General features: G+C 71.4%; 12 protein-coding genes. 2 read left to right on the top strand and 10 right to left on the bottom strand.

What is annotated here, in order from left to right; translation table 11 throughout:
- Positions 1-525 precede the first annotated feature (525 nt).
- Positions 526-1,527 (top strand): tryptophan--tRNA ligase, encoded by a 1,002-nt coding sequence (gene trpS, locus AB0C62_RS34715; RefSeq protein ID WP_362980093.1) that lies wholly within the window; start codon positions 526-528, stop codon positions 1,525-1,527.
- Positions 1,528-1,586: 59 nt separating this feature from the next.
- On the opposite strand, the gene proC is transcribed toward trpS, so the two are convergent.
- From proC to AB0C62_RS34680, 7 genes are all read right to left on the bottom strand, one after another.
- A complete protein-coding gene (gene proC, locus AB0C62_RS34710; RefSeq protein ID WP_081218659.1) occupies positions 1,587-2,396 on the bottom strand; it encodes a pyrroline-5-carboxylate reductase in 810 nt (269 codons plus the stop codon).
- 119 nt (positions 2,397-2,515) lie between these two features.
- Complete coding sequence (locus AB0C62_RS34705) at positions 2,516-3,355, bottom strand: ABC transporter permease (protein WP_362980091.1); 840 nt, start codon at positions 3,353-3,355, stop codon at positions 2,516-2,518.
- Entirely contained in the window at positions 3,352-4,188 is an 837-nt protein-coding gene (locus AB0C62_RS34700; protein ID WP_362980089.1) for an ABC transporter ATP-binding protein, read from the bottom strand. Before AB0C62_RS34700 ends, AB0C62_RS34705 begins: the two co-directional genes overlap by 4 nt.
- A gap of 503 nt (positions 4,189-4,691) precedes the next feature.
- Positions 4,692-5,504, bottom strand: a complete 813-nt coding sequence (locus AB0C62_RS34695; RefSeq protein WP_362980087.1) for a class I SAM-dependent methyltransferase — start codon at positions 5,502-5,504, stop codon at positions 4,692-4,694.
- A 68-nt stretch (positions 5,505-5,572) separates the two neighbouring features.
- The gene (locus tag AB0C62_RS34690; protein WP_362980085.1) at positions 5,573-6,085 is read right to left on the bottom strand and encodes an EamA/RhaT family transporter; all 513 of its coding nucleotides are present in this window, start codon (positions 6,083-6,085) and stop codon (positions 5,573-5,575) included.
- A gap of 66 nt (positions 6,086-6,151) precedes the next feature.
- Positions 6,152-6,421, bottom strand: coding sequence for an SH3 domain-containing protein (locus tag AB0C62_RS34685; RefSeq protein ID WP_362980101.1), 270 nt, complete (start codon positions 6,419-6,421; stop codon positions 6,152-6,154).
- Positions 6,422-6,518: 97 nt separating this feature from the next.
- A complete protein-coding gene (locus tag AB0C62_RS34680; RefSeq protein ID WP_081218655.1) occupies positions 6,519-6,839 on the bottom strand; it encodes a peptidase in 321 nt (106 codons plus the stop codon).
- A 134-nt stretch (positions 6,840-6,973) separates the two neighbouring features.
- Here AB0C62_RS34680 and AB0C62_RS34675 point away from each other — a divergent pair, with 134 nt between their 5' ends.
- Positions 6,974-9,136, top strand: coding sequence for a serine/threonine-protein kinase (locus AB0C62_RS34675; protein ID WP_362980082.1), 2,163 nt, complete (start codon positions 6,974-6,976; stop codon positions 9,134-9,136).
- A 71-nt stretch (positions 9,137-9,207) separates the two neighbouring features.
- Here the strand turns inward: AB0C62_RS34675 and ilvD are convergent, their stop codons facing one another.
- The 3 genes from ilvD to AB0C62_RS34660 form a co-directional block, all read right to left on the bottom strand.
- A complete protein-coding gene (ilvD, locus tag AB0C62_RS34670) occupies positions 9,208-11,061 on the bottom strand; it encodes a dihydroxy-acid dehydratase (RefSeq protein ID WP_362980080.1) in 1,854 nt (617 codons plus the stop codon).
- Between the two features lie 193 nt (positions 11,062-11,254).
- Positions 11,255-11,872, bottom strand: a complete 618-nt coding sequence (locus AB0C62_RS34665; RefSeq protein WP_362980078.1) for a TetR family transcriptional regulator — start codon at positions 11,870-11,872, stop codon at positions 11,255-11,257.
- A gap of 13 nt (positions 11,873-11,885) precedes the next feature.
- Positions 11,886-12,710: a sugar phosphate isomerase/epimerase gene (locus AB0C62_RS34660; protein WP_362980076.1), complete on the bottom strand. Its 825-nt coding sequence runs from the start codon at positions 12,708-12,710 to the stop codon at positions 11,886-11,888.
- Positions 12,711-13,343 lie beyond the last annotated feature (633 nt).

Here is a 13,343-nt window from a genome sequence, read left to right as displayed (position 1 = left end):
CAGGTTTTCGCTTTCGCGTTTCCCTTTCCGGCGAGTCCGACTCTATCAGATCCTTTCGGGCCTGACCCCCAGTCAGCGGGGCTTGTCCTCGCGGCTGTTGGGCCGTTCCGACGAGTGAGACATTAGCGGATTCTTGGCTCCCGAGCTAATCGGGGTTGCGCCCTTTCGAACGCGGAATCCTCATTTCGCAAACACGCATGAAAACGAGCGGACGACGAGTCGTCGATCGTTGAATGGTGGTGCGGAATGGCTGTCCGGGGACCGACCGGGGTCGGCGCTCACGTCGGACAACTCGGAGAACACTACGTACGGGGTGGGGGCGTGTCAACTCCGGTCCGGAGGGCCCGCCGGGGCGTACTGTGGCGCCCATGACTACGCGTGCGTGCACCCAGCTGTGGTGGGCCGCCTGACGGCGGCCGTACGCACGTAGGTACTCAACGGCCGCCGCCCTCGGCGGCCGTTTTTGTGTCTCCCTCCTGGGGAGCCGGCCGGTGGGTGCGGCGGCCTCGATCAGGAGGTGGAGAGATGACGCGGATCTTCAGCGGGGTCAAGCCGACCGGGCATCTGACGCTGGGGAACTACCTGGGAGCCGTGCGGCGGTGGGCCGAGGTGGACCAGCACCGGGCCGACGCACTGTTCTGCATCGTCGACCTGCACGCGTTGACCGTGGACCACGATCCGGCGCGGGTGCTCAGACTCAGCAGGCAGGCGGCGACGTTGTTGCTGGCGTCGGGACTCGATCCCGAGGTGTGCACCGTGTTCGTCCAGAGTCATGTCGACGAACACGCCCGGCTGTCGTATCTGCTGGAGTGCGTCGCGACCGACGGGGAGATGCGGCGGATGATCCAGTACAAGGAGAAGGCCGCGCGGGAGCGGGCACGGGGTGGGAGCGTTCGGCTGTCGTTGCTGACGTATCCCGTGCTGATGGCGGCCGACATCCTGGCGTACGGGGCCGACGAGGTGCCGGTCGGGGACGATCAGACCCAGCACGTCGAGCTGACCCGGGACCTGGCGGTGCGGTTCAACCAGCGGTACGGGCACACGTTCGTGGTGCCCCGGGCGACCCGGCCGGAGGTTGCGGCGCGGGTCATGAACCTTCAGGAGCCGACGTCGAAGATGGGCAAGAGCGACGACGTGGGACCGGGGGTCGTCTATCTGCTGGACGAGCCCGACGCCGTGCGGAGGAAGGTCATGCGGGCCGTGACCGACAGCGGGCAGGAGGTCGCGTACGACCGGGAGGAGCGGCCGGGGGTCTCGAACCTGCTGGAGATCCTCGCCGCCTGTGAAGGCGGGGATCCCGAGGAGCTGAGCGGTACGTACACGTCGTACGGCGCTCTGAAGAAGGACACCGCCGAGGCCGTGGTCGAGCTGCTCAGGCCCGTGCAGGAGAGGCACAAGGAGCTGTGCGCCGATCCCGCCCAGGTGGAACGGGTGCTGCGGGACGGCGCCGCGAGGGCCAGGGAGAGGGCGCGGCCGACGGTGGACGCGGCGTACCGGGCGATCGGGTTGCTGCCGGCAGCGGACTGAGCAGTGGCGGGAGCGCGCCTTCGGCACCCCGTCGTGGGTGCCGAAGGCGGTCGGCTCGGTCAGCTGTTGCCGGAGGCGAGTTCGCGGCTGCGGTCGCGGGCCGCTTCGAGGGCGGCGATGAGGGCGGCGCGTACGCCGTGGTTCTCGAGTTCGCGGATCGCGTTGATCGTGGTGCCCGCGGGGGACGTGACGTTCTCCCGGAGCTTGACCGGGTGCTCCCCGCTGTCGCGGAGCATCACGGCGGCGCCGATCGCGGACTGGACGATCAGTTCGTGGGCCTTGTCGCGGGGCAGGCCGAGCAGGATGCCCGCGTCCGTCATGGCCTCGACGAGGTAGAAGAAGTAGGCCGGTCCGGAGCCGGACAGGGCCGTGCAGGCGTCCTGCTGCGACTCGGGGACGAGCAGCGTCTTGCCGACGGCTCCGAAGATCTCCTCGGCGTAGGCCACGTGCTCGGGCGTGGCGTGGCTGCCGGCGGAGATGACGGACATGGCCTCGTCGACGAGGGCCGGGGTGTTCGTCATGACGCGGACGACAGGCGTCCCGGCGGCCAGGCGCTCCTCGAAGAAGGAGGTCGGGATGCCGGCCGCGCCGCTGATGATCAGACGGTCGGCGGGGATGTGCGGCGCGAGTTCGTCCAGGAGGGTGCCCATGTCCTGCGGCTTGACGGTCAGGATCAGGGTGTCGGCGGTCTTCGCCGCTTCCGCGTTGGTGACCGGGGTGACGCCGTGGCGCTCCTGGAGTTCCTTCGCCCGCTCCGGACGGCGGGTGGTGACCAGGAGGTCGGTCGGGGCCCAGCCGGCTCGGATCATTCCGCTGAGCAGGGCTTCGCCGATCTTGCCGGTGCCGAGGACTGCGACTTTCTGGACCATGGTTCGGGTGCCCTCCGAGGGTTGGGTCGTCCGTGTTCATCCTCCCACCGGGGTCCAGGGCGCGGGCGGGTTGTCCGGTGGGCGGACGGGCGCGGAGGGGCTCGTCCGAGGGCGGGCGGCTAGGACGTACGGCGGCGCAGGGTGGCCGCGCCGAGGAAGAGGACCAGCACCGCGCTGCCGGCGACGATCAGGATGTCGCGTACGAAGGTCGCGGTCATGTCGGTGTGCTTGAGGACCTCGTTCATGCCGTCGACCGCGTACGACATCGGGAGCACGCCGGAGACGGCCTCCAGGACGGGGTGCATGGCGGAGCGCGGGGTGAACAGGCCGCAGAGCAGGAGTTGGGGGAAGATCACGGCCGGCATGAACTGGACGGCCTGGAACTCGGAGGCGGCGAACGCCGAGACGAAGAGGCCGAGGGCGGTTCCGAGGAGGGCGTCGAGCAGGGCGACGAGCAGGAGCAGCCAGGGGGAGCCGGTGACGTCGAGGCCGAGGACCCAGACGGCGAGGCCGGTGGCCAGCGCGGACTGGACGACGGCGACCGTGCCGAAGGCGAGGGCGTAGCCCGCGATCAGGTCGCCCTTGCCGAGGGGAAGGGCGAGGAGGCGTTCGAGGGTGCCGGAGGTGCGTTCGCGCAGGGTCGCGATGGAGGTCACCAGGAACATCGTGATCAGCGGGAAGATCCCGAGCAGGGACGCGCCGATGGAGTCGAAGGTCCGGGGGCTGCCGTCGAACACGTAGCGGAGCAGGAACAGCATCACGCAGGGGACGAGGATCATCAGCGCGATGGTGCGCGGGTCGTGCCGGAGCTGCCGTAGGACGCGGCTCGCGGTGGCGGTGGTGCGGGAGACGTTGAGCGCGCTGGGGCGGGAGACGGGGCGCGGGCCGGAGGCGGGGTCCGGTGTGGAGGCGGGCCGGGTGTCGGGGGTCGTGGCCGCGGTCGGCTGTGCGGGGCTCATCGGACAATCTCCTCGCGGGGGTCGGTGGCGTCGGCGGACCGGGGTTCTGCGCTCGGCTCGGCGGCCGGATCCGTGGTCGGCGAGCGGGTGGCGGCGGCCTCGTCGACGAGGGTGAGGAAGGCGGCCTCGACGGTGTCGGAGCCGGTCCTCTCGCGCAGGGCGTCCGGGGTGTCGTCCGCGAGGATCTCGCCCTCGCGCATGAGCAGGAGGCGGTGGCAGCGCTCGGCCTCGTCCATCACGTGCGAGGAGATGAGGAGGGTCGCGTCGCGCTCCTCGGCGATGCCGTGGAAGAGGCTCCACAGGTCGCGGCGCAGGACCGGGTCGAGTCCGACGGTGGGTTCGTCGAGGACGAGGAGTTCGGGGGCGCCGAGCAGGGCGACGGCGAGGGAGACGCGGTTGCGCTGGCCGCCGGAGAGGGTGCCGGCCAGGGAGTCGGCGTGCGAGGTGAGGTCGACGTCGGTGATCGCGCGGGTGACGTCGGCGTGCCGGCGTTCGGCGGCGGCCCGGCCGGGGTCGAGGATCGCGGCGAAGTAGTCGAGGTTCTGGCGGACGGTCAGGTCGTCGTAGACGGACGGGGCCTGGGTGACGTAGCCGATGCGGGAGCGGAGGGTGGGGTCGCCGGCGGGGCGGCCGAGCACTTCGAGCGTGCCGGTGACCTTTGCCTGGGTGCCGACGGTCGCGCGCATCAGGGTCGATTTGCCACAGCCGGACGGGCCGAGCAGCCCGGTGATCCGGCCGCGCGGGACGGTGAAGTCGAGGCCGCGCAGGACGGTGCGGGGGCCGCGCAGGACGGTGAGGCCTTCGGCGCGGACGGCGGGCTGGGGTGAGGACACGGGCGTTCCTGGGAGTCGGAGTCGGTGTTCAGGAGTGGGCGGGGGTTGGGGCGGGACGGAGGGGGCTGCGGGGGCCGGGTGCCGGGAGTTTGCCGAGGGGATCGGCTCCCGGGGCATGTGTGGTGTGCGTAGCGCCTGTGATGTGTGCGGTGTCGATCGGCCGCCCCAAATAATCATCACCCGATGAATATTGCTCCTGCGCGGCGGACCGGTCAAGAGCCGGGAGCGCAGGGGGGCTTCGGCCTGTCGGCGCGATGTGCGGGGGTGCCTCGGGGGGCGAGGGCCGTTCGGTGCCGTACGGCTGCCGTCGCCTGCGGGTCTCGGCCGCGCGGGGAAGCGGACGCAATCAGAAGCGGGCGCAAGGGGACGGCCGTCCCTGCACTCGCGCGGAACGGTTCGGCGGGGGCGCTGTTCAGCGCGGCCGGGTTGGCCCGGGTGGGCGAGTGCTCCGACGTGCTCACGGAGGCGGACGGTGCGGCGGCCCCGGGGGCCGCCGCACTGGGTCACGAGTGGGTCGCGACCAGGAGCTCCACGACGTAGGTCTCCTCGGCGACTCCGTTCGGGAACGTCCGGAGGAGGTGCTCGCGCTCCTCCGCGAAGAACGCCGCGGTGGCCTCCTCGCCCAGGACGAGAAACGCCGAGTGGCTGCCGATGTTGGCGAGGTGCGTGTCGAGCGGGACGCGGCGGCTCCAGCGGACCCGCCTCCGGTCGAAGGACAGGCGGCCACCGGGGTCGGCGCTGAGGGAATGGGCGGCACGGGCGCCGCTGCCGTTCTTCTCGACCACCGGGTCGATGCCGAAGAAGCGCTCGGTACGCCGGGCGGCCGCCTCGATCCACGGCACGTCGAGCGCCTCGGTGTTCCACCACAGGGCCAGCGCCCCGCCGGGCCGCAGCACCCGCAGCGCCTCCGGCACGGATCGGTCCGGGTCGGTCCAGTGCCAGGACTGGGCGTACGTCAGGAAGTCCACGGAGGCGTCCGCGAGCGGGAGGGCGTCGCCGCTGCCCCGGACGATCGGGAGGTCGGGGTGGACTCGGCGGAACTCGGCGGCCATACCGGGGCCCGGTTCCACGGCGAGGACGTCCGCGCCGCGGTCGTACAGGAGGACGGTCGAGATACCGGTCCCCGCACCGACGTCGGCGATCTTGGCACCGGCCAGGGTGCGGCCCGCGAGCTCCTCGACGGCGTCGAAGAGGGCGGGCGGATACGAGGGACGGTTCGCCGCGTACTGGGCCGCCGCCGCGTTGAAGGAGTGCGCGCGGGTGGCGTGCGGGGCGGGCTCGGGTCGGGGTGCGGAGGGAGAGGAGGAAGCCGTCATGGGGTCATGATCGCTGGCGGGGCGGAGGGTTGAGTAGGGGGTTTCGCAGGAGGGAGAGCGGGACCGGGTCAGGCCTTGCGGCTCTTCTTCGCCTTCGACGGGTTGCCGGTGCGGCGGGTGGTACGGCGGGCGTACTGGTCCTTCGCCGCCTCGTACTCCTCGCGGTTCAGCCGCTCGCCGGGGGCCTCGGTGAGGGCGCGGAAGCAGTACGCGAGCAACGAGCCGACGAAGCCGATGGCGAGGAGCCCCCGGAGGGATGCCTGGCGGTCGGGGTCGGGGCGCTTGGCGAACGAGTCCCAGGTGTGACGGAACGCGAGGGCGCTGCACACCGCGAACATCACGACGACCATCACCGTCACGGGCGTGCCGACGTCGGCGATGGCCAGACCCTGGTAGGCGAAGCGGAGCACGAAGCAGGCGGCCACGGCCGCGGCGAGGGAGCCGACGGCCACACCGGCGCGTCGGCCGGCGTAGCCGCCGTCGTGCTCCACCCAGGTCGTCCCGAAGAAACGCAGGGGCTCGGGCAGGGGCCCCGCGGGGGTGCCGGTCGCGGTTCCGGGGGTCGTCGTCTTGTCGCTCACCCGACGATTATCGCCCCGGCCCTGGGACCGGTGGGCGCCGCGGGGGCCCCGGTGCCGTGGTCCGGGTCAGGAGCACTTCGGGGCGACATAGCCGTCGCTGCCCGTGTGGACGTAGGCGTCCGAGACGAACTGGGCGTTGGCGATGTTGTCCCAGACGGTCGACGTGCCGTAGTAGCCGCTGACGGACTCCCCCTGGCATTGGCAGCGGATCGGGACGCTCTGACCCGCCGGGATCGTGCGGACGACCGGGTAGTGCGTGCCGGGCCCGCTGCGGACATTGACGCTGGCACCGGGCGCGAGCGGATACGTCCTGGTGACCGCTGCCGCCTGGGACATGGTTCCCGCCACGGCCAGGAGCGTGGCGGCGAGCCCGCCCAGCAGCATCCCCTGTCTGCCGGACACGATCTTCACAGTCGGTTCCCTTCGTATGCCGTCAGGAGCACTTCGGGGCGACATAGCCGTCGCTACCCGTCTGTACGTACGCGTCCGACACGAACTGGCCGTTGGAGATGTTGTCCCAGATCTTGCTCACGCCGTAGGGACCGGTGACGGACTCCCCCGGGCACTGGCAGTAGATCGGGATACGCGAACCCGCCGACAGGGTGCGGACGATGCTGAAGTGGGTGCCCGGGCCGCTTCTCACGTTGACGGTGTGACCTGGTGCGAGGGGGTACGTGCGAAGCGCCTGGGCGGTCAGCGGCTCCGCTTCCGCCGCTTCGGTCGAGTCTGTGAGAGCAAGGTCTTCCGTGGCCATATCGATCTCCCCCGTTGATTGGTTCACGCCAAAATCAGGCTGCGCGCCGAGGCTAGCAAGCCGCCGATGTTTCGTACGCGGGATCGACTAGGCTCTGCGCGTCGCGCATGCGGTCGGACCCACGGGGGTGAGTGATGCCGCCACAGCGCAGCACCGGTACGGACCCGGAAGCGGAACAACCGCGCTATGCCGGGCAGTACCTGCTGGAGGCGGAACTCGGTTCCGGTGGCATGGGCATCGTGCATCTGGCGCGCTCCGCCTCCGGGTTGAGGCTCGCCGTCAAGGTCGTCCACGCCGCGCTCGCCCAGGACCCCGAGTTCCGGGGGCGGTTCCGCCAGGAGGTCACGGCCGCCCGCCGGGTCAGCGGTGCCTTCACCGCGCCCGTGGTCGACGCCGATCCCGAGGCCGAGAACCCGTGGATGGCAACCCTGTTCATCCCGGGGCCGACCCTTTCCGAGCACGTGAAGCGGAACGGCGCGCTGTCGTCGGCACGGCTGCGCCATCTGATGGCCGGACTCGCCGAGGCGCTGCGGGACATCCATCGTGCCGGAGTCGTCCACCGCGACCTCAAGCCGAGCAACGTCCTGCTGGCCGACGACGGTCCGAAAGTCATCGATTTCGGTATCTCCCGCCCGGCGGACAGTGAACTTCGCACCGAGACCGGCAAGTTGATCGGCACGCCGCCGTTCATGGCGCCGGAGCAGTTCCGCAGGCCACGGCATGTGGGGCCGGCCGCCGACGTGTTCGCCCTCGGTTCGCTGATCGTGCACGCCGCCACCGGGAGCGGGCCCTTCGATTCGGACAGTCCCTATCTGGTCGCGTATCAGGTCGTGCACGACGATCCGGACTTGACAGGCGTCCCGGACGATCTGGTCGGTCTGGTCGCGCGCTGCCTCGCCAAGGAGCCGGAGGACCGGCCCACCCCGGACGAGCTGATGACGGCGCTGCGCTCGGTCTCGGCGTCGTACGACACCCGGGCGTTCATACCCGAACAGCGCACCGGGAACGGGGAGTCGGAGAAGCCGGCGTTCGCGGTCCGTGCGGCGGTGCCCGAGCGTCCGGAGGGTTCCGAGGACCCGACCCACACGGCCGGGCGGAAAGTGTCCAGGAGACGGTGGCGTCTGCCTGTGGCCGTCGCGGTCGCCGTCGCGGCACTGACCGTCGGCGGGCTCGGCGTCCTCGGCCTTCATGGACACCCGCACGACCCTGCCGGGAAGGAGGAGACGGCGGCGACATCGCGGAGCACGTTCCGGCCGTGGCAACTCGACCTCGGCGCCGCCGGCACGAAAGCCAAGGGGCAGCCGCAGTGCACGGACGCGCCGAAGGTGCTGTTCTGCGTCCGGCCCGGTGTCTTGGCCGCCGGGATCGATCCGGACGACGGCAAGGTCCTGTGGTCCCGGAGCGATCCGGGGGAGACGAGCGCCTACGCCACCTCGGCTCCGGTCCTCTCCGGTGGACTCCTGCTGGTCGGCAGCAGCAACGGGCAGCGCCTGACCGCGCTGGATCCCGCGACCGGCTCCACGCGCTGGAGCCGCGATGTCTCGCGCTACTCCGGCGGTGTGGCCCACGTCGGTGGCGTCGTCCTGCTCAGCGGCTCCGACTCCCGGGTCACCGCCCTGGACGCCGCCACCGGCGAGGAGAAGTGGCGCCACGCGATCCCCGGGTTGGCCGTGCCGCAGTTCCACACGTACGGGGACGGGACCGCCTATGCGGTGGCACCACCCTCCGGGGCGGGGACCCGGGTGACCGCGGTGGACCCGGAGACCGGCGACGTGAAGTGGCAACGCCGCGTGGAGGGGACGCTGGACCTGGTGGCCGCCCGGGACGGGGCCGTCTGGTTCACCTCGGCCACTGTCGACCAGTACACGAACGCCGTCCTGCGCTACGACGTGGCGACACGGACGCTCCGCCGCACCGTGCTGCGCATCCCACAGGCGCAGGCCCAGACGGTGCTCCGGGGAGACGTGGCCTACCTGTTGGGGAACGACGGTTCGCTGGTCGCCGTGGACACCCGGAGCTCGAAGCAGCTGTGGCGGGTGGAGACATCCGTCAGCAAGGCGTCGGCGCCGGTCGTGTCGGGCCACCGCCTCTATCTCAGCGCGGTGGACGGGCGCCTCATCGCGGTCGACACCGACCGGGGCGCCCTGCTCGGACAGACCCGGGCCCGCCTGGGCGACCAGCGGGGCTCACGTGTCGGTCTGCTCCCCGCCCCCCTCCCCGCCCGCGACAAGATCTACGCCACCTCGCCCGACGGTTCCCTCTTCGCGGTCGACGCTCGGGATCCCTCGGGGTGGTGACAGGCCGAAGGGGGCCGCCCCGGCAGGAGCGGCCCCCTTCGCAGTGCTCGGGCCGGTGTTCAGGCCGATGCTCAGCCCAGCTTCGAGACGTCCCGGACCGCGCCCTTGTCCGCGCTCGTCGCCATCGCGGCGTAGGCGCGGAGCGCGGCGGAGACCTTGCGCTCGCGGTTCGCGGGGGCGTAGGCGCCGTTCAGGGCCTCGTGGCGGGCGGCCAACTCCTCGTCGGAGACGAGCAGTTCGATCGAACGGTTCGGGATGTCGATGCGGATGCGGTCACCGTCCCGGACGACGGCGATCGTGCCGCCGGACGCTGCCTCCGGGGAGGCGTGGCCGATGGACAGTCCCGAAGTGCCGCCGGAGAAACGGCCGTCGGTGATCAGGGCGCAGGTCTTGCCGAGGCCGCGGCCCTTGAGGAACGAGGTCGGGTAGAGCATCTCCTGCATACCCGGGCCGCCCTTGGGACCCTCGTAGCGGATGACCACGACGTCGCCGTGCGTGATCTCCTTCTTGAGGATCTTGTCGACGGCCTCCTCCTGCGACTCGCAGACGACGGCCGGGCCCTCGAACGTCCAGATGGACTCGTCGACGCCGGCGGTCTTCACGACGCAGCCGTCGACCGCCAGGTTGCCCTTGAGGACCGCGAGGCCGCCGTCCTGGGAGTAGGCGTGCTCGGCGGAGCGGATGCAGCCGTTCTCGGCGTCCTGGTCGAGCGCCTCCCAGCGCTCGGACTGGGAGAAGGCCTCGGAGGAGCGGACACAGCCGGGGGCCGCGTGCCACAGCTCGATCGCCTCGGGGGACGGGGAGCCGGCGCGCACGTCCCAGGTCTTCAGCCAGTCGGAGAGCGAGGGGCTGTGCACCGAGTGGACGTCCTCGTTCAGCAGGCCGGCGCGGTGCAGCTCGCCGAGGAGGGCGGGGATGCCACCGGCGCGGTGCACGTCCTCCATGTAGTACGTGCGGTCCTTCGCGACGTTCGGGGCGACCTTGGCGAGGCACGGCACACGGCGCGAGACCTCGTTGATCTCGTCCAGACCGAACGGGACACCGGCCTCCTGGGCGGCGGCCAGCAGGTGCAGGATCGTGTTGGTCGAGCCGCCCATCGCGATGTCGAGCGCCATGGCGTTCTCGAAGGCGGCGTGGGTGGCGACGTTACGCGGCAGGACCGACTCGTCGTCCTGGTCGTAGTAGCGGCGCGTGATGTCGACGACCGTGCGGGCCGCGTCCTCGTACAGGCCCTTGCGGGCGGTGTGGGTGGCGAGGACCGAGCCGTTGCCCGGCAGGCTCAGGCCGATGGCCTCGGTCAGACAGTTCATCGAGTTGGCGGTGAACATGCCCGAACAGGAGCCGCAGGTCGGACAGGCGTTCTCCTCGATACGGAGGATGTCCTCGTCCGAGATCTTGTCGTTCACGGCGTCCGAGATCGCGTCGACCAGGTCAAGCGTGCGGACCGTGCCGTCGACCAGGGTGGCGCGGCCCGACTCCATGGGGCCGCCGGAGACAAAGACCGTCGGGATGTTCAGGCGCAGGGCCGCCATCAGCATGCCGGGGGTGATCTTGTCGCAGTTCGAGATGCAGATCAGGGCGTCGGCGCAGTGCGCCTCGACCATGTACTCCACCGAGTCCGCGATCAGGTCGCGGGAGGGCAGCGAGTAGAGCATGCCGCCGTGGCCCATCGCGATGCCGTCGTCGACCGCGATGGTGTTGAACTCGCGGGCGATGCCGCCGGCCGCCGTGATGGCCTCGCTCACGATCCGCCCGACGGGCTGGAGGTGGGTGTGGCCCGGCACGAACTCCGTGAAGGAGTTGGCGACCGCGATGATCGGCTTCCGTCCGATGTCCGCGCCCGGTACACCGGAGGCGCGCATCAGGGCACGTGCGCCCGCCATGTTGCGGCCGTGGGTGACTGTGCGGGACCTCAGATCGGGCATCGTCGCTCGCTCCTTCGGGGAGGCATGAGGAGAGTTATGACTGGTGTCGAGCGTACGCCGGTGCTCCAGGATCCGGACAGGGTGTCCGCATCCCGGGACATCCATCTCGCCCAGCGGCCATCGCTACGGGGTGTACGCCCAGGTCAGCGAGGGTGCGACGGCTCGGATCCGTACCGTACGCCGGTCTGCTCGCTCATGGGTTCGTCAGGTGTCCCTGAACCACGGGAGCCACTCCCGCCACGATGCGTTCGACGTCCGCGGAGGCCAGCGGCTCGACCTTGATCACGTAGCGGAGCATCGCGACCCCGACCAGCTGGGCCGCCGCCAGCTCGGCGCGCAGTTCCGCGTCGGGGGCGTCGAGCCGGGCCGCGATCCGGCGCAGCAGCTGTGCGGCGACGAGCCGGCGGAAGACGGCGGCCGCGGTGTCGTTGTTCACCGCCGAGCGGACGATCGCGAGCAGCGGCGTGCGGCTCGTGGGGTTCTCCCAGACGCCGAAGAAGAAGCGGGTCAGGCGTTCTCCTACGGCGTCGAGCGGGCCTTCGACGATCATGTCGGGGGCGCCGAGCGCGGGGGCCATGGCTCCCGCGACGGCCGCCTCGAAGACCTGTTCCTTGGTGCCGAAGTAGTGGTGGACGAGCGCGGAGTCCACACCGGCGGCCTTGGCGATGCCGCGGACCGACGTCTTCTCGTACCCGCGCTCCGAGAACTCCTCGCGGGCCGCGTCGAGGATGCGGTCGCGGGTGGCGGGGCCCGCCTCCGTCTGCGTACGGGTGGGGCGTCCCCGGCCGCGGCGGGGGGCTGCGTCCATCACCTGCGGGGGGCCTTCACCTGCGGGGCACCTTCACGGCGGACGCGAGGTGGAGCCGGGTGAAGGCCAGTGCCTCCGCCAGGTCGGCCTCGCGCTCCGCGCTGGACATGGCGCGGCGGGTGTTGACCTCGATGACGACGTGGCCGTCGAAGCCGGACTGGGCGAGGTGGTCGAGCAGCTCGGCGCAGGGCTGGGTGCCGCGGCCGGGAACCAGGTGCTCGTCCTTGCCGGAGCCGTTGCCGTCCGCGAGGTGCACGTGGCCGAGGCGGTCGCCCATGCGGCCGATCATGTCGAGGGCGTCGGTGCGGGCGGTGGCGGTGTGGCTGAGGTCGATCGTGAAGTGCCGGTAGTCGTCCTTCGTCACGTCCCAGTCGGGGGCGTACGCGAGCATCTCGCGGTCGCGGTACCGCCACGGGTACATGTTCTCGACGGCGAACCTCACGTCCGTCTCGTCGGCCATCTGCCAGATTCCGGTGACGAAGTCACGGGAATACTGGCGCTGCCAGCGGAACGGGGGGTGCACCACGACGGTGCTCGCGCCGAGCTTCTCGGCGGCCGCCTTCGCGCGCTGGAGCTTGGTCCACGGGTCGGTGGACCAGACGCGCTGCGTGATCAGCAGACACGGGGCGTGGACGGCGAGGATCGGCATCCGGTGGTAGTCGCTGAGGCGGCGGAGGGCATCGATGTCCTGGCTGACCGGGTCGGTCCACACCATGACCTCGACACCGTCGTAGCCGAGGCGCGCGGCGATCTCGAAGGCCGTCGCCGTCGACTCCGGGTACACGGACGCCGTGGACAGCGCGACCTTCGCATCCGGGATCCGCACGACTGGTTCTGCCACGAGGGACAGCGTACGGGGTGCCTCCGGCGGGTGGGTGAGGGTCGGTGGGGGCGCCCGGGCGCCCTCCGGGGCGGGGTGATCGGTCCCCGGGCGGGGGTGGTTGGGCTCCTGCCTGGGGGTTCTCGTCTCCCCCGGGTCCGGCTGCGACGTCCCGCCGGCTCGGGGGTCTGTGAGGCTCGTCTCCGGGGAATTGTGGCCGAGGCCACGCGGAGGGAGGCGGGTGCGCGTCTCCGCGTGCGGGTCGCCCGTGGCTGGTCGCGCAGTTCCCCGCGCCCCTTTACCGGCGACTCCTCCCAGCCTCGATCCCGGCCCTGCCCGTGCACCCGGGCCACCCGCCGTGGCGAGTGTCGGTCGTCCCCGGGTGCGGGACCGCTGTGACCGATCGCGCTGTTTCCCGCGCCCCTGACCGGCGTCCCCGCCCGGGTCCCTTCCCAGCTGGCCCCGCGCGGCCGTACCCGGGTGCGGGACCGCTGTGACCGATCGCGCTGTTTCCCGCGCCCCTGACCGGCGTCCCCGCCCGGGTCCCTTCCCAGCTCGCCCCGCGCGGCCGTACCCGGGTGCGGGACCGCTGTGACCGATCGCGCTGTTTCCCGCGCCCCTGACCGGCGTCCCCGCCCGGGTCCCTTCCCAGCT

The sequence above is a fragment of the Streptomyces sp. NPDC048643 genome (assembly GCF_040650615.1).
In the GTDB taxonomy this organism is placed as follows: domain Bacteria; phylum Actinomycetota; class Actinomycetes; order Streptomycetales; family Streptomycetaceae; genus Streptomyces.
Note: the sequence above shows the minus strand (reverse complement) of the source record. Positions and strands in the feature narration are given on the sequence as shown.

Bases quoted from the DNA above. Each gene is read 5' to 3' on its own strand.
- AB0C62_RS34675 (WP_362980082.1), top strand. From the start codon at position 6,974: ATGCCGCCACAGCGCAGCACCGGTACGGACCCGGAAGCGGAACAACCG.
- AB0C62_RS34680 (WP_081218655.1), bottom strand. From the start codon at position 6,839: ATGGCCACGGAAGACCTTGCTCTCACAGACTCGACCGAAGCGGCGGAA.
- trpS (WP_362980093.1), top strand. From the start codon at position 526: ATGACGCGGATCTTCAGCGGGGTCAAGCCGACCGGGCATCTGACGCTG.
- AB0C62_RS34695 (WP_362980087.1), bottom strand. From the start codon at position 5,504: ATGACGGCTTCCTCCTCTCCCTCCGCACCCCGACCCGAGCCCGCCCCG.
- ilvD (WP_362980080.1), bottom strand. From the start codon at position 11,061: ATGCCCGATCTGAGGTCCCGCACAGTCACCCACGGCCGCAACATGGCG.
- proC (WP_081218659.1), bottom strand. From the start codon at position 2,396: ATGGTCCAGAAAGTCGCAGTCCTCGGCACCGGCAAGATCGGCGAAGCC.
- AB0C62_RS34705 (WP_362980091.1), bottom strand. From the start codon at position 3,355: ATGAGCCCCGCACAGCCGACCGCGGCCACGACCCCCGACACCCGGCCC.
- AB0C62_RS34685 (WP_362980101.1), bottom strand. From the start codon at position 6,421: ATGTCCCAGGCGGCAGCGGTCACCAGGACGTATCCGCTCGCGCCCGGT.